Origin of the sequence: Bradyrhizobium sp. (assembly GCF_050014615.1) — a bacterium.
GTDB lineage: Bacteria > Pseudomonadota > Alphaproteobacteria > Rhizobiales > Xanthobacteraceae > Bradyrhizobium.
In genome coordinates this window covers 62,974-78,182 of sequence record NZ_JBEKCZ010000001.1, presented here as the reverse complement: position 1 = coordinate 78,182, position 15,209 = coordinate 62,974, and the positions used below count along the sequence as shown (strand labels likewise).

At 62.6% G+C, this 15,209-nt stretch carries 16 protein-coding genes; 11 read left to right on the top strand and 5 right to left on the bottom strand.

The features are described from left to right. The first annotated feature begins 145 nt into the window (after positions 1-145). The 3 genes from mtgA (at position 146) to ABR948_RS00370 (ending at position 1,956) form a co-directional block, all read left to right on the top strand. Positions 146-823 (top strand): monofunctional biosynthetic peptidoglycan transglycosylase, encoded by a 678-nt coding sequence (gene mtgA / locus ABR948_RS00380; protein ID WP_428113108.1) that lies wholly within the window; start codon positions 146-148, stop codon positions 821-823. Positions 824-967: 144 nt separating this feature from the next. Beyond that, a complete protein-coding gene (gene rpmF, locus ABR948_RS00375) occupies positions 968-1,153 on the top strand; it encodes a 50S ribosomal protein L32 (protein ID WP_027540899.1) in 186 nt (61 codons plus the stop codon). 173 nt (positions 1,154-1,326) lie between these two features. Then, positions 1,327-1,956, top strand: coding sequence for a hypothetical protein (locus ABR948_RS00370; RefSeq protein WP_428113106.1), 630 nt, complete (start codon positions 1,327-1,329; stop codon positions 1,954-1,956). A gap of 1 nt (position 1,957) precedes the next feature. Here ABR948_RS00370 and ABR948_RS00365 read toward each other — a convergent pair whose 3' ends face one another. Then, positions 1,958-2,251: a hypothetical protein gene (locus tag ABR948_RS00365; protein ID WP_428113105.1), complete on the bottom strand. Its 294-nt coding sequence runs from the start codon at positions 2,249-2,251 to the stop codon at positions 1,958-1,960. Between the two features lie 217 nt (positions 2,252-2,468). Here ABR948_RS00365 and ABR948_RS00360 point away from each other — a divergent pair, with 217 nt between their 5' ends. Next, positions 2,469-4,163 carry a putative bifunctional diguanylate cyclase/phosphodiesterase gene (locus ABR948_RS00360; RefSeq protein ID WP_428113103.1) on the top strand — a complete coding sequence of 565 codons (1,695 nt, stop codon included), beginning with the start codon at positions 2,469-2,471 and terminating at the stop codon, positions 4,161-4,163. 189 nt (positions 4,164-4,352) lie between these two features. On the opposite strand, the gene phaR is transcribed toward ABR948_RS00360, so the two are convergent. Further along, complete coding sequence (gene phaR / locus ABR948_RS00355) at positions 4,353-4,952, bottom strand: polyhydroxyalkanoate synthesis repressor PhaR (protein ID WP_428113102.1); 600 nt, start codon at positions 4,950-4,952, stop codon at positions 4,353-4,355. 317 nt (positions 4,953-5,269) lie between these two features. On the opposite strand from phaR, the gene ABR948_RS00350 reads away from it, so the two are divergent. The 3 genes from ABR948_RS00350 to yddG all read left to right on the top strand — a co-directional run bounded on the left by ABR948_RS00350 (position 5,270) and on the right by yddG (position 8,288). Then, positions 5,270-6,448, top strand: a complete 1,179-nt coding sequence (locus ABR948_RS00350) for an acetyl-CoA C-acetyltransferase (RefSeq protein WP_428113099.1) — start codon at positions 5,270-5,272, stop codon at positions 6,446-6,448. Between the two features lie 172 nt (positions 6,449-6,620). Further along, positions 6,621-7,346 carry an acetoacetyl-CoA reductase gene (gene phbB / locus ABR948_RS00345; protein ID WP_428113098.1) on the top strand — a complete coding sequence of 242 codons (726 nt, stop codon included), beginning with the start codon at positions 6,621-6,623 and terminating at the stop codon, positions 7,344-7,346. A 72-nt stretch (positions 7,347-7,418) separates the two neighbouring features. After that, positions 7,419-8,288 carry an aromatic amino acid exporter YddG gene (gene yddG, locus ABR948_RS00340; protein ID WP_428113095.1) on the top strand — a complete coding sequence of 290 codons (870 nt, stop codon included), beginning with the start codon at positions 7,419-7,421 and terminating at the stop codon, positions 8,286-8,288. A gap of 109 nt (positions 8,289-8,397) precedes the next feature. Here the strand turns inward: yddG and ABR948_RS00335 are convergent, their stop codons facing one another. Next, on the bottom strand, positions 8,398-8,829 hold the full coding sequence (locus ABR948_RS00335) for a cupin domain-containing protein (RefSeq protein WP_428113146.1): 432 nt from the start codon (positions 8,827-8,829) through the stop codon (positions 8,398-8,400). Between the two features lie 36 nt (positions 8,830-8,865). Next, on the bottom strand, positions 8,866-9,633 hold the full coding sequence (gloB, locus tag ABR948_RS00330) for a hydroxyacylglutathione hydrolase (protein WP_428113093.1): 768 nt from the start codon (positions 9,631-9,633) through the stop codon (positions 8,866-8,868). Between the two features lie 132 nt (positions 9,634-9,765). Here gloB and ABR948_RS00325 point away from each other — a divergent pair, with 132 nt between their 5' ends. From ABR948_RS00325 to ABR948_RS00310, 4 genes are all read left to right on the top strand, one after another. After that, positions 9,766-10,551 carry a class I SAM-dependent methyltransferase gene (locus tag ABR948_RS00325; RefSeq protein ID WP_428113090.1) on the top strand — a complete coding sequence of 262 codons (786 nt, stop codon included), beginning with the start codon at positions 9,766-9,768 and terminating at the stop codon, positions 10,549-10,551. 235 nt (positions 10,552-10,786) lie between these two features. Further along, positions 10,787-12,217: an MFS transporter gene (locus tag ABR948_RS00320; RefSeq protein WP_428113144.1), complete on the top strand. Its 1,431-nt coding sequence runs from the start codon at positions 10,787-10,789 to the stop codon at positions 12,215-12,217. 6 nt (positions 12,218-12,223) lie between these two features. Continuing rightward, the gene (gene otsB / locus ABR948_RS00315) at positions 12,224-13,078 is read left to right on the top strand and encodes a trehalose-phosphatase (RefSeq protein WP_428113089.1); all 855 of its coding nucleotides are present in this window, start codon (positions 12,224-12,226) and stop codon (positions 13,076-13,078) included. A 202-nt stretch (positions 13,079-13,280) separates the two neighbouring features. Then, positions 13,281-14,741, top strand: coding sequence for a trehalose-6-phosphate synthase (locus ABR948_RS00310; protein WP_428113088.1), 1,461 nt, complete (start codon positions 13,281-13,283; stop codon positions 14,739-14,741). On the opposite strand, the gene ABR948_RS00305 is transcribed toward ABR948_RS00310, so the two are convergent. After that, positions 14,738-15,064 (bottom strand): hypothetical protein, encoded by a 327-nt coding sequence (locus ABR948_RS00305; protein WP_428113142.1) that lies wholly within the window; start codon positions 15,062-15,064, stop codon positions 14,738-14,740. The two genes, ABR948_RS00310 and ABR948_RS00305, sit on opposite strands and share 4 nt — an antisense overlap. Positions 15,065-15,209: the final 145 nt, after the last annotated feature.

Sequence of the window (15,209 nt, the reverse complement as noted above, 5' to 3'; positions counted from 1 at the left end):
CGAGTTGGCCGGGACAATCGTTGATGGCACCGGCTTCGTCAATTCCGCCGGCACGGGTTCGAGATGCCTTAAAAGGGTTGAAAAAAGCGGGGATTATCAGAGAGATATGGGTTTGGTCGGTTTCCGGAACCAGAAACGATAGAATTTGCGCATTGCCCGAACTCTGTTGCTGGTCGTGCTGGCGGTATTGCTGCTGCCCTATCTGCTGGCGCCGCTCTATCGCGCCGGCCATCCGGTCTCGACGCTGATGGCCTGGCGCTGGGCGACCGGCGCGCCGGTGTCGCGGCAATGGATCGATTTTGGCACGATTTCGCCGTCGCTGCCGCGTTCAGTGGTCGCATCCGAGGACGCGAAATTCTGCAGCCATCACGGCATCGACTGGGACGCGTTGCGCGAGGTAATCGACGACGCCGAGGATGGCGAGGCGGCCCGCGGCGGCTCGACCATCACCCAGCAGGTGGTGAAAAACCTGTTCCTGTGGCCGGGCCGCAGCGTGGTCCGCAAGGCGCTGGAATTGCCGCTGGCGCTGTGGACCGATTGGGTGCTGCCGAAGCAGCGGATTCTGGAAATCTACCTTAATATTGCCGAGCTTGGGCCTTCCGGCCAGTTCGGCGCGCAGGCCGGCGCCAACTATGCCTTCGGGCATCCGGCCTCGGGCCTGTCGCCGCGCGAAGCGGCGTTATTGGCGGCCATTCTGCCTAATCCGGTGCGGCGCAGCGCCCGCAATCCCGGTCCCGGCGTGCGCCGGTTGGCCGGGACCTATACGGCCCGGGCGCAGGCCACGGCATTGCTGCGGTGCTGGAGCGAAAATCGAGGTTTTTGAGCCATTTTGGCGTATTTTGAACCTAGCTTTGGCTCACTCCATCCTCTATAAGCGCGGCCTTATCGGCATTTGCGCTTGCGCCAAAACGCTTCAGCCGTCCGCTTTCGGACGATGCCTCCGACAACACCCCTAGAGGATACCGACATGGCCGTTCCCCGTAGAAAAACATCGCCCTCGCGGCGTGGCATGCGCCGCTCGGCGGACGCGCTGAAGAAGCCGACCTATGCCGAGGACAAGGATTCCGGCGAATTGCGCCGCCCGCACCACCTCGATCTGAAAACCGGCATGTACAAGGGCCGGCAGGTTCTGAAGGCCAAGAAGGAATCCTGACAACGGCTTAACGGCAGGCGAGCCGCGACCGGCGACCCGTGATCGGCAACGCCTGCCTGAATTCGGCCAACGAGTGAGGTAAGACGGTGTCCGGCGGCGAACCCCGATGGTTCGCCAGAGAACGCCTTGGTTCTCTTAAAAACCTTGGTTCTCTTGAAAAGAAGGCCTCGCCGATGGTCGGTTTTCCGCTTCTTCTGATTCCACTCGCGATCTACAACATCATCGTCTTCCTGATGCCGGGGGTGTCCCTGGCCGAGCCGGTCGTGAGGCTGCCGCTGATGTCGGGCGCCGAGTGGCCGGTGACGCTCAGCGATATGCTGCTCGCGCTCGGCATTGTCGTGTTGCTGCTTGAGGTCATCAAGGGCGCGCGTCCCGGGGCGAAATATCTCACCGATCATCTGCTGTCGCTGATCATATTCGGCGGCGCGGTCGCCGAATTTCTGCTGTGGCCGCGGTTCGGCAGCTCGACCTATTTCCTGCTCGCTCTGCTGGCGCTGGCGGATTTCCTGTCGGGCCTGGCGTTGCGCGCGCGGCGCGGGACCCAAATGGTGGCTGCCGATGCGATCTCCAGGCGGGGTACGAGAAGAGCCGATGTTGTCGTGGCCGAACCGCAATTCGATCCCGCGCCCTCGCCGTCGGTACCGGCGGCCGCTTCGGTCGCCGAATCCGTGCTGCTGGACCATCCGCAACCGAAAAACGCCCAACCCGAAGTGACGCCGGCGGGACCACCCCCGGAGTTGGTGTCCCCGGGACTGCAGCCGGGCAACAGCGCGCCGCCGCCACCCGAGGCGCCGGCGCATTAACTCAGATGATTTGCCGCGTCCGGCGTCCGGCGCCCGGAATAGGGCTTTGCTTGGCGCTATAGGCGGTCTGCGCATCCGCAAGCGTTGCCCGCTGCAAGCCGCGCGGTTGCGGTACCTGCTCGGCGGTCGCGATCAACTGCGTGACAAAAATCGAGCTGGGCAGGGACGGCTGCAGGCCTGGGCTGTGGGACCATTGCGCCGATGGGATGACCGGTACCAGCGCGACACAGGCGGGTTTTGCGTCCAGAACGACGCCGTCCTCTACCGCCTGCTCGGATTGGCTGGTGCCCATCATCGTAAATCGAGATCCGGCTCAACTGTCACATTTTGGGGCGTTAAGCTCCCTTATGAATCATCCTCGCAAGAGCTATGCCGGTTCGGCCCGGTCCGTTCCCGGCTACCGCGCGACGTGGTTTCCAGAATATTTATGAACTTTGCATAGGGTCAGGCGCAAAACAGGCACTATTCTTCGAATCGAAGAATCACCTTCTGTGTCCCGAAACGAGGCGATCTTGAAACCCGCTGTCCCCCCGGCTTCGACCATTCTCGCTTCGCTCGGCCAGGCGGCCTTCGTCTGGGACATCGCAACCGACGAGATGGCCTGGAGCGATCATCTGGCCGCGGTATTTCCGGATATTCCGGCGGAAGCGCTGGCGAGCGGGACGGCGTTTTCAAATCTGATCGAACCGGTGCGCTCGATCCGGACAGCCGCCCTTGGCCACTCGCCGCTGGCGCATCGCGCCGAGGGCGCGCCCTACCGGATCGAATATGGCGTGCGGGCCAACACCTCGGCCCCCGTGCTGTGGATCGAGGAATCCGGCTGCTGGTTTGCCGACGCTGACGGCAAGCCGGCGCGCGTCCAGGGCATTGTCCGCGTCGACAACGAACGCCATGCCCGCGACGAGCAACTGGTAAAGTTGTCCCGGCACGACCCGCTGACCGGCGAACTCAATCGCACGCATCTAGTCGCATCGCTGGCCGAGGCCATCGAGGAAGCCATGCGCTTCCGCTCGTCCTGCGCCTTCATGTTGATCGGGATCGATCATCTGGCCCGCATCAACGACGCCTTCGGGTTCGATGTCGCCGATGCCGTTATTTCGGAAGTCGCCACCCGCATTCGCGCCCGGCTGCGCGGCGGCGACGTGCTCGGCCGGTTCTCCGGCAATAAATTCGGGCTGATCCTGAAGAATTGTACCGTCGATGACATGAATGTCGCCGCCGAGCGGTTTTTGGCCGGGATTCGCGACGAAGTGGTGCCGACCAAATCCGGTCCGGTCTCGGTCACGGCATCGATCGGCGCCGTCAGTGTGCCGCGCTACGCGCGCAGCGCCGACGAGGCCATCAACCGCGCCCACGAAACGCTCGACATGGCGAAGCGTCGCCGCTCCGGATCGTTTTCGATCTGGCGTCCGAATGTCGAGCGCGACGCCCAGCGCCGCGTCAATATTCGCGTCACCGACGAAATCGTCACCGCGCTCAATGAACGCCGCATCGTGATGGCGTTCGAGCCGGTCGTGGAAGCCGTCTCGCGCCAGGCATCGTTCTACGAATGTCTGGTTCGCATGGAACAGGATGACGGGCAGGTTCTGCTGGCGCCGGACATCGTCCCCGTCGCCGAGAAGCTCGGCCTGATACGCCTGGTCGATCACCGCGTGCTTGAACTCGTGGTGGCTGAACTCGCGGGTTCGCCAAATGTGCGGCTCAGCCTCAACATCTCACCCGACACCACGATGGATCCGGACTGGTCGGCTTCGATCGAATCGCTGATGCGCGCGCATCCCGGCGTCGCCGAGCGGTTGATCGTTGAAATCACCGAAACCGTGGCGATTCAGGATATCGATGACATCAGAGGCTTTGTCACCCGGTTGAAGAGCTTCGGCAGCCAGATCGCGATCGACGATTTCGGCGCCGGTTACACCTCGTTCCGGAATCTGCGCAAGCTCGGTGTCGATATCGTGAAAATCGATGGCGCCTTCGTGCAGAACATCGCCCGCTCGGCCGATGATCGGGCCTTCGTGCAGACGCTGATCGATCTGGCGCGCCGGCTGGAGATCAAGACCGTGGCCGAATGGGTTCAGGACGAAGAATCGGCTGCGATGCTACGCGACTGGGGCTGCGACTACATCCAGGGGCGCCTGATCGGGCTGGCGTCCTCGCAACGGCCGTGGGACCCGCGGGCTGAAACGGTTTTGCCGGCGGCGAGCTGAATTATCGGAAAATTATCGGGTGTCGTCCCGGCGAACGCCATAGGCCGCGTCCTATCGTTTGGACAACGGTGGGAGAGACCTTCGTTGACAATTAAAGCCGGTGGCTATGGGTCCCCGCTCCCGTGCGCAATTGCGCACTAGGCGGGGACGACGATCTATTATTTTTCTGCGGACGAGGTGCGGAAAAACTCACTCTTCCTTTTTCGGCTCTTTCGACATCCGATCGAGGCGGTCCTGCATGTCCTTCATCTGACGGCGCAGATTGTCGATATTGTCATCTTCGGGCGCCGGCTCCGGAGCCTTTTCCGGCTCGGCGGCGGCCGCTCCCAGGCGCGGCGGCACGAACGGCTTGAACATCGAGAATGTCTGCTGAAACAATTCCATGTTGCGGCGAACGTGCTCTTCCAGCGGCGCGAACGGCGTTCCGCTGAAGGTGTTGGTCAGCTGCTTGCGGAATTTTTCCTGCTCCCGTGTCAGCGTGTCGATCGACTGCTCGAGATATTTCGGCACCACCATCTGCATGCTGTCGCCGTAAAACCGGATCAATTGCCGCAGGAAGGTGGTGGGCAGCAGATTCTGGCCCGCCTTGTTTTCCTGTTCGAAGATGATCTGCGCCAGCACCGAACGGGTGATATCGTCGCCGGTCTTGGCGTCATAGACGAGGAAATCCTCGCCGTCCTTGACCATCGCCGCGAGGTCCTCGAGCGTCACATAGGTGCTCGTGCCGGTATTATAGAGCCGTCGATTCGCGTATTTCTTGATCGTGGTGGGTTGGTCTGATTTCGCCATGGGCTCACACATGCACACCGAGGACGGGAACCCGGCGGCCTAGCCGCTGGGCTGACAAGCAACGCATCGCAGCAAAGGTAAGCATTTTCAATGCGGTTCGGCTACCGTTTTGTGCGGCACGGTTAATTCCAAAGCATAGGCACTGCTCAGGAAATTGCCAAGAGGCTCGATTTGGATGCGCCGCGGCGAGATTTTGCCTTCCGGCCAATTGACATGCCTCAACGACGTTAACAGGATAAGCCAAGAGACTGGCCCGCCATCCGGCCGCCCGCCATCCAAGGCCTTAAAGCCCAACAACTCAAACTCAGGAGATGCCCATGTCAGACGATGTCGTCATCGTCAGCGCCGCCCGCACCCCGGTCGGAAGTTTCAACGGTGCGTTCGCCACCACACCGGCCCATGATCTCGGCGCCATCGCCATCAAGGCAGCGCTGGAGCGCGCGGGCATCGAGCCGGGCCGTGTTTCCGAGGTGATCATGGGGCAGATCCTGACCGCAGCCCAGGGCCAGAACCCGGCCCGCCAGGCCTCGATCGCCGCCGGTATCCCGGTGGAAAGCCCGGCCTGGGGCGTTAATCAATTATGCGGTTCGGGCCTGCGCACCGTGGCGCTGGGCTACCAGGCGCTGCTCAACGGCGATTCCGAAATCGTCGTCGCCGGCGGCCAGGAATCCATGAGCATGGCCCCGCATGCGCAATATCTGCGCGGCGGCATCAAGATGGGCCCGGTGGATTTCATCGACACCATGATCAAGGACGGATTGTGGGACGCCTTCAACGGCTATCACATGGGCAACACCGCCGAGAACGTCGCCAAGCAATACCAGATCACCCGCGCGCAGCAGGACGAATTCGCCGTCCACTCGCAGAACAAGGCCGAGGCCGCGCAGAAGGCCGGCAAGTTCAAGGACGAGATCGTCCCGGTCACGATCAAGACCCGCAAGGGCGATATCATCGTCAGCGACGATGAATATCCGCGTCACGGCGCGACGCTGGAAGCCATGGCCAAGCTCAAGCCGGCGTTCGAGAAGGACGGCACCGTGACCGCCGGCAGCGCCTCCGGTATCAACGATGGTGCGGCCGCGGTGGTGCTGATGACCGCCAAGCAGGCGGCCAAGGAAGGCAAGACCGTGCTGGCACGCATCGTGTCGTGGGGCCAGGCCGGCGTCGATCCCAAGATCATGGGCACCGGGCCGATTCCGGCCTCGCGCACCGCGCTGAAAAAGGCCGGCTGGAGCATCGGCGATCTCGACCTGATCGAGGCCAATGAAGCTTTCGCGGCGCAGGCTTGCGCGGTCAACAAGGACCTCGGCTGGGATACGTCCAAGGTCAACGTCAATGGCGGCGCGATCGCGATCGGCCATCCGGTCGGCGCGTCCGGCGCGCGCGTGCTGGTGACGCTGCTGCATGAAATGCAGAAGCGCGATGCGAAGAAGGGCCTCGCCACGCTGTGCATCGGCGGCGGCATGGGCATCGCGATGTGCATTGCACGCGATTAAACAAACAGCAGCGAATGCACGGGAGTGATGAAAAGATCATCTCGCAACTGCAGCGCACAAAGTTAATAAGAAACGCCCGGCTCGCGCCGGGCGTTTTGTTCTTGATGTTGGTCAAGCAGCCCGCTTAATTCGACGTTACAAAAAACATAGGGAAGCCAAGGGAGGATTCGACATGGCGCGTGTTGCATTGGTGACGGGGGGAACGCGGGGTATTGGCGCGTCGATCAGCAAGGCGCTGAAAGCCGCCGGCTACAAGGTCGCCGCCAGCTATGCCGGCAACGACGCGGCCGCGGAAAAATTCAAGGCCGAGAACGGCATCCCGACCTATAAATGGGACGTCAGTTCGTTTGACGCCTGCGCCGCCGGCGTCAAGCAGGTCGAGGCCGATCTCGGCCCGGTCGACGTGCTCATCAACAATGCCGGCATTACCCGGGACGGCGCGTTCCACAAGATGACGCTGGAGCAGTGGAATGCCGTCATCAATACCAATCTCGGCTCGCTGTTCAACATGACGCGCCAGGTGATCGAGGGCATGCGCGCCCGGAAATTCGGCCGCATCATCAACATCTCCTCGATCAACGGCCAGAAGGGCCAGTTCGGGCAGGTCAATTATTCCGCGGCCAAGGCCGGCGACATCGGCTTCACCAAGGCGCTGGCGCTGGAAAACGCCAAGGGCGGCATCACCGTCAATGCGGTTTGCCCGGGCTATATCAACACCGAGATGGTGCAGGCGGTGCCGAAGGAGGTGCTGGAGAAGAGCATCCTGCCGCTGATCCCGACCGGCCGTCTCGGCGAGCCCGATGAAATCGCCCGCGCCGTGGTGTTCCTGGCCGCGGATGAGGCCGGAGCCATTACCGGCTCGACGCTCACGATCAACGGCGGACAGTATATGGTGTGATTGCTTTTCGTCATTGCCTGCGACAAACGCAAAGCGTTTGATTGCTTCGCTTCGCTCGCAATGACGGATTTCATGACCTCCCGCACCGCGACCTTGATCGGACTGACTGCGATCCTGATGTGGTCGTTGCTGGCGGCGCTGACGGTGGCGACGGGAACGATCCCCGCCTTTCAACTGGCGGCGATGACGTTCGCGATCGGCGCGCTGGTGGGATCGCTGACCTGGATCGGGCGGCCGGAGGCGATCGCCGCGCTGTGGCAACCGCCGCTGGCATGGGCCGTCGGGGTTGGCGGGCTGTTCGGGTATCACGCGCTGTATTTCCTGGCGCTGCGGTTCGCGCCGCCGGCCGAAGCCGGGCTGTTGAACTATCTCTGGCCGCTATTGATCGTGCTGTTTTCGTCGCTGCTGCCCGGCGAGCGGCTGGCGCCGCATCACGTCATCGGTGCGCTGCTTGGATTGGCTGGCACGGTGCTGTTATTTGCCGCCAGCAGCGGAGGCGGCTTTGCGCCCGGCCAGGTGCCCGGCTTGATCGCGGCCTTCGTGGCGGCCTTTGTGTGGGCGGCCTATTCGGTGATGTCGCGCCGGCTCAAGTCGGTGCCGACAGACGCAGTGGCCGGCTTTTGCCTGGTGACGGCACTGCTCGCCGCCGCGGTGCACGGGCTGGTCGAGGTGACGGTCTGGCCTGATACTGCGGGCCAATGGCTGGCGGTTATCGCGCTCGGCATCGGGCCGGTCGGTGCTGCATTCTATGCCTGGGATATCGGAATGAAGCGCGGCGACATCCGCGTGCTGGGTGCCGCGTCCTATGCGACGCCGCTGCTCTCGACCCTGTTTCTGATTCTGGCCGGCTTTGCGAAGCCGAGCGCGAACATCGCCATCGCCGCGGTCCTGATCGCCGGCGGCGGGCTGATCGCGGCGAGGGATATGGTTTGGAAGCGCTGACGAAATGTAGGGTGGGCAAAGGCGCGCTTGCGCCGTGCCCACCATGGCTCTTGTCTGCGCTCGTGAAATGGTGGGCACGCTTCGCTTTGTCCACCCTACGAAGCACTTCTCAGGACGAGGACGTCGGTTCCCACCCCTTCGGCGCCATCTCGAATGCTGCAAAATCGAATCCCGGCGCGACCGTGCATCCGACCAAGGTCCAGTCGCCGGTGCTTTCGGCCGCCTGCCACGCCTGCGGCGGCACGATGGCTTGCGGCACTTCGCCGGCCGCGAGATCGGGACCGAGCCTGACGCGGCGATGGTCTCCATCTTCGGCGATCTGCAACACCAGCGCGCTGCCGGCGTAATAGTGCCAGATCTCCACCGCGTCGATGCGATGCCAGTGCGAGCGCTCGCCGCGCGCCAGCAGGAAATAGATCGCGGTCGAGCGCGCGCGCCCGTTGGCGTCCGTGCACGCGTCGCGAAACGTCTCGCGATAGTGCCCACCCTCGGGGTGCGGCTTCAACTCGAGCCGTGCAATGATGTCGGCGGCGGTCGGCACCTCGATCATCGGGATTTTCCCATCAGGATTTGTCCCTCAGGATTTGTTCTTGCGTTCGCGCAACTCGCCGAACACATCGGCGGCGCTGTGGCCCTTCATCCGCACGCTGGCCGCGACCGATGGCTCGTCGGCGCGCAGGAACACGTTGGCCTTCTTCTCTTCGCCCAGCAGGGTCGGGATCGTCGGCTTGTTGTCGCTGCGCAAGCGCTTTACGTCCTCGGCGCGGGCCTTCAAGGCCGCATTGTCAGGCTCGACCGTCAGCGCGAATTTGATGTTGGCGGCGGTATATTCGTGACCGCAATAGAGTTTGAAATCGTCGGGCAGCGCGCGCAGCTTGAGCAGCGAGTCCCACATCATCGGATAGGTGCCCTCGAACACCCGTCCGCATCCGATCGAGAACAGCGTGTCGGCGGCGAACAGCGCTTTTTCGCTGTCGAAGACATAGCTGATGTGGTCGAGGGTGTGGCCCGGGGTTTCCAGTACCCGCGCCAGCAGACTTCCCACCTTGATGACATCGCCCTGGCCGGCGCGCAGGTCGACATTGGCGATCTTGGCGGATTTGTCGTGGGGCGCGACCACGCGGCATTGGTATTTCTGCTTCAATTCGGCGACGCCGCCGACATGGTCGCCATGATGATGGGTGATCAGAATGTCGGTCAGCGTCCAGCCCTCGCGCTCCAGCGCCTTGACGATGGGGCCGGCTTCCGGCGCGTCGATGGAAGCAGTCGCCTTGGTCGCGGGGTCGTGGATCAGGTAACCGAAATTGTCGGCGAGGCAGGGGAACAGGCGAATTTCGGCAGTCATGTTATCTCCATGATCGAGTTTAGGCAGCAACGCGAGCAAGCCCCATAAGGGCATGAAATATGGCGTTAACGCCGAATAAGCAATGCGATATTGGGCACGCATTTCGATGGGGCTTCGTGCTAGATTAAGCGCATGACGATCGATGTCATTGATCTCCGTGATTTCTATTCGCAGCGCCTCGGCATCGTGGCGCGGCGGCTGATCAATCGCGGCATTCACGCGCGCTGGCCGGATGCCGGGGGTCAGCGGGTGCTCGGCCTCGGCTATCCGACCCCCTATCTCGGCCTGTTTCGCGAGGATTCAGAGCGCTGCATCGCCTTCATGCCGGCGGCGCAAGGCGTGCTGAAATGGCCGACGGCGCGGCCTACCCTGGCGACACTGGTCGACGAATTTTCGCTGCCGCTGCCGGATGCCGCCGTCGACCGCATCCTGCTGGTTCATGCGCTGGAAATGTCCGACGACCCCGAAGGGTTGCTGCGCGAAGTATGGCGGGTGCTGGCGCCGTCAGGCCGCGTGATGGCGGTCATTCCGAACCGGCGCGGGGTCTGGACCCGTTCCGACGCCACGCCGTTCGGTCACGGCCGGCCGTATTCGCGTTCGCAGATCACGCAATTGCTGCGGCAGACCTGGTTCACGCCGACAGCCTGGGGCGAGGCGCTGTTCGTGCCGCCGGTCCGGGGCGGCTGGTTCCTGCGCTCCGCGATGGCATGGGAGCGCGTCGGCGCTGCATTGTCGTTGCCCTTCGCCGGGGTTCACATCGTGGAAGCCACCAAGCAGGTCTATCGTGCGATCCCGGCACACCGCGAACGCACGCGGCTCATTCCATCATTGCCGCCGGTGCTGGTGCCGACATCCTTGCAGCCGGAGAATGCGCAGCTTGCTCACGCCTCGCCCCGGCCAGGCAGCGATCAGCGGTAAGCGAACCCGATCGCTCGGCTGCCGCACTGCGGGAACTCCGGCGTCCCGAACGCGTTGATACCGGTAGCTGAGGCAGATGCTGCTGAGAACCTCGGAAGGTCACACCCCCGGGGCAGTTCCTCTTGGGTTCAATCCGATGGATTTGCAGCGATTGCAACGCGATTCGACGGTTGCGGCCGCGAGGTCCGCGCCGGGGGAACGTCAATGTAGCGATAATTGCAGCGATGATCGCGTCATTGAGACCAGTATTCCGTTTCGTCTCGACGCCTTGCGCTGGAGCGGTTTCCATACCCGGGTCGTGCTTGCGCTCGGCATTACCTGGATTCTGGACGGGCTGGAAGTCACGCTGGCGGGCGCATTGTCCGGAGCGTTGAAGCAAAGCCCCACGCTGCAGTTCACCAACTTCGACGTCGGATTTTCCAACAGCGCTTACCTCGCGGGCGCCGTGATCGGCGCACTCGGGTTCGGCTGGCTCACCGACCGGATCGGACGCAAGAAATTGTTCTTCATCACGCTGGCGCTCTATCTGGCGGCCACCGCGGCGACGGCGCTGTCCTGGAGCGTCGCGAGCTACGCGCTGTTCCGGTTCCTGACCGGTGCCGGCATCGGCGGCGAATACACCGCGATCAATTCGACGATTCAGGAACTGGTGCCGGCGCGCTATCGCGGCTGGACTGATCTGGTGATCAACGGCAGTTTCTGGATCGGCGCGGCGCTGGGTGCGATCAGCGCGATCATTCTGCTCGATCCGCATTTGACCGGTCCGGACCTCGGCTGGCGGCTCGCCTATTTCACCGGTGCCGGGCTCGGCCTTGTCGTATTTGTGATGCGGATGTGGATTCCGGAAAGCCCGCGATGGCTGGTGATTCACGGTCAACCCGATCGCGCCAATGCGATTGTGGGCGACATAGAACGATCGGTCACGGGACACGTACAGGAGCTGGATCAACAAGGCTCGCGTCACCACGCATGGCCGAAGATAAAACTGAGAATGCGCGATCACACGCCGCTGCGCCAGGTCGCACACACGTTGTTTGTCGCCTATCGCCAGCGCTCGCTGGTCGGATTGGCGCTGATGATCGCGCAAGCGTTCTTCTACAACGCGATCTTCTTCACCTTTGCGCTGGTATTGACCGATTTCTACGGAATCGCTGCGGACCAGATCGGATGGTACATCCTGCCTTTCGCCGCGGGCAATTTCCTTGGGCCCCTGTTGCTCGGCCGGTTGTTCGACACGCTGGGGCGGCGGGCGATGATTACGCTGACTTACGGCATCTCGGGCGTTCTACTCGCGTTGTCCGGTTATCTGTTCTCGATCGGCGTATTGAGCGCCCAGACCCAGACCATGGCCTGGATGGTGATCTTCTTTTTTGCGTCGCCGGCCGCGAGCGCGGCGTATCTCACTGTCAGCGAGACCTTTCCGCTGGAGGTGCGCGCGCTCGCGATTGCGCTGTTCTATGCGGTAGGAACCGGCATTGGCGGCGTCGCCGGCCCGGCCTTGTTTGGTGCGTTGATCGATACCGGGTCACGCGACAGCGTCTTTGCCGGTTATTTGCTGGGCGCTGGATTGATGATCGCGGCTGCCGCGGTCGCATGGCGTTACGCCATCGCGGCCGAGCGCCGGACGCTGGAATCGGTCACGCGGCCGCTGGCTTTTGTGGAGTAGAATGACATGATTGAGGACGTTGGTGATGAAGATCTGGCCGGGACGCTTATGCAGGAAGACGTAGAAGAAAACGCGCCATTGCCGCAGATTGCATCACCGAAACTGGCTGTGAGCGATCTGGCGCGACGCCTGGGCGAATGCGCGGTGCTGCTGGATATCGACGGCACCCTGCTGGATCTCGCGCCGACGCCGCGCGAAGTGTGGGTGCCGCCAGGTTTGGCAAAGACCCTCGGCCAGTTGCGCGAAAAGACCTCGGGTGCGTTGGCCCTCGTCAGCGGACGTTCGCTGAACGACATCGATTTGATCTTTGCCCCCGAGCAATTTCCGGCCGTTGGCGGCCACGGTGCGGAAATGCGGATTTCGGCGGATAGCGAAGCCGTTGCCGTACATGCTCCGCCGATGGACAAGGAACTGAAGCGTCGTCTCGCCGCCATCGCCAAGCTCAGTCCGGGCATTCTGCTCGAAGACAAGGGCTATTCGCTGGCGCTTCACTACCGGCTGGCGCCGCATGCCGAGAAGGCGATCTACGAGGCGGTGTCCCTGATCCGGGCCGATCTGCCCAATGCGCCGATCGAAGTGCTGCCCGGGAAATGCGTCTGCGAAATCAAACATTCCGGCTTTACCAAGGCAACCGGTGTTCGCGAATTGATGACTCACGAGCCCTTTCGAGGGCGCCGTCCGATTTTCCTCGGCGACGACGTCACCGATGAATCGGTGTTCGCTATCATGCCTGATTTCGGCGGCCTCGCATTTTCCGTGGGCCGGCGTGCGCAAGGCGTTGCCGGGCATTTCGATGAACCGCGCGACGTGCGGGCCTGGCTCGCGCGCCTTGTTGATGACGAAGCTGCGGCAAGACGATGATTGTATGCAATCGTTTTTCGTTCGTGACGAAATCGAAGGCGTTTCGCCCACGCCCATCGAGATTTGGCAACCTGTTTGCCGCGGAAACGTCGAGTTCCATCGCACGATGCCCGAATTTGGTTTCATTTCGTTGAAAGGGTGACCAGGAACCATATTGATGAATGGCGGTTAACTCACGAGAGAAACACCAGGAGGGGACCCTGTGAACCTCGTCGTCGTGTCAAATCGCGTCGCGCGTGGCAATGCCAACGAGCCCATGACCGGTGGGCTTGCGGCTGCATTGCTGCCAGTCGTGGAGAAATCCGGGGCGATTTGGGTCGGCTCCAGCGGTCGCGTCCGTGATGGCGCCCAGAAGGAACCGTTCGCCGAAATCGAGGCGCTCGGGGCGGGCGCGCTGGCGATGCTGGACCTGCCGGCCGCGCATTACGGCGGCTATTATGAAGGTTTTGCCAATTCGGCATTGTGGCCGGCGCTGCATTCGCGGGCCGATCTGATCCGCGCCTCGCAGGACGATTATCTGTCCTATCGCGAAGTGAACGCGTTCATGGCGCGCGCGCTGTTGCGCTTCAAAAAACCGGATACCGCATTCTGGATCCAGGATTATCATTTCCTGGCGCTGGGAGCGGAATTGCGCGATCTCGGCGTGACGCAGCCGGTCGGCTTCTTCCTGCACACGCCATGGCCGGCGCGCGCCGTCATCGAAGGCGTTCCCCATCATCGCGAGCTGATCGAGGCCATGCTGGCCTATGATCTGATCGGATTCCAGACCCAGGATGATTGCGAAAATTTCCTCGGATATCTTTCGTGCTGCCTCGGGCTTGAGAACGAAGACGGCGTCGTCACCTCGCGTCACGGCAAATCGCGCATCGCGGTGTTTCCGATCGGCATCGATGCTGAAAAATTCGCCCTGCAGGCTGCCAAGGCCGTATCGCATCCCGACGTGTCGCGACTGCGGCGAAGCCTGAACGGCGAGAAGCTGGCGATCGGCGTCGACCGGCTGGATTATTCCAAGGGGCTGGTCAACCGCATCAACGCCTTCGACCGGATGTGGACCTTGCAGCCGGCGCTGGCGCGCACGGTGTCGCTGCTGCAGATCGCGACCCCCTCGCGCGGTGCGATCGAAGCCTATGGCAATCTGCAAAGCGAACTTGCCAAGCTGGTCAGCGACGTCAACGGCCGCCATGGCGAAGTGGACTGGACCCCGATCCGCTATCTCAACAAGGGCTTTAGCCAGACTGTGCTGGCGGGACTTTATCGCACCGCCCAGGTCGGCGTCGTGACGCCGCTGCATGACGGCATGAACCTCGTCGCCAAGGAATATGTCGCGGCCCAAAATCCGGCCGATCCCGGTGTGCTGGTGCTGTCGAAATTCGCCGGCGCGGCGAACGAGCTGGATACGGCGCTGCTGGTCAATCCTCACGATATCGATGGCATGGCGCGGACCATCGCGACGGCACTCAGCATGCCCCTGTCAGAGCGGCGCATGCGCTGGGAGGCGATGATGGAAAAACTCCGCAGCCATACGATCCAGCAATGGTTCGCGAGTTTTGTCGACGCCTTGCAGGCGACCCGGATCGATGCGGATGCCGCCGTCGCGGCGGTATTGGAACCGCCGGCCTTGCGGCCGCTTCGCGCGGTCAATGCCGGCGCGCGCTATCATTAATAACAATACGACACGCCATCGAGAATGGCGCAGCGCGTCTTGTTCGGCGCGTTCGGATCATCCAGCGGCACCGAGCCTTTGCCCTGGCCGACGAACACGCCCGGTCCCACTTTCACCGATGATTTGTTGCCGATGATGACGCTCGGATGTGGCGACGAGCTCGATCGCGTGCCGTCGGGCCAGATGATGGCGTCGCCGGACAGCAAGCCGCGCCGTCCGTCATCACAGCTCACGACCGCACCCTCATGGCTGCAGGCCTGCGCCATCGCGGGTCCCGCGTGACCCATGGCGACCGCTGCCAGGAGAACGGCGAGCTTCAGCATCCGGTCGTTCGTCATGTCGCCCTCCCGGCGCTTGATTTGCCGCTCGATCCATCGTCGCCGGTAACCGGTTTTCGGTTCAAGGGCTTTGGCCGGGAAAATCCGGTGCCGGGGAAAATGTCAAATTAGCGATATTATTCAACCAGTT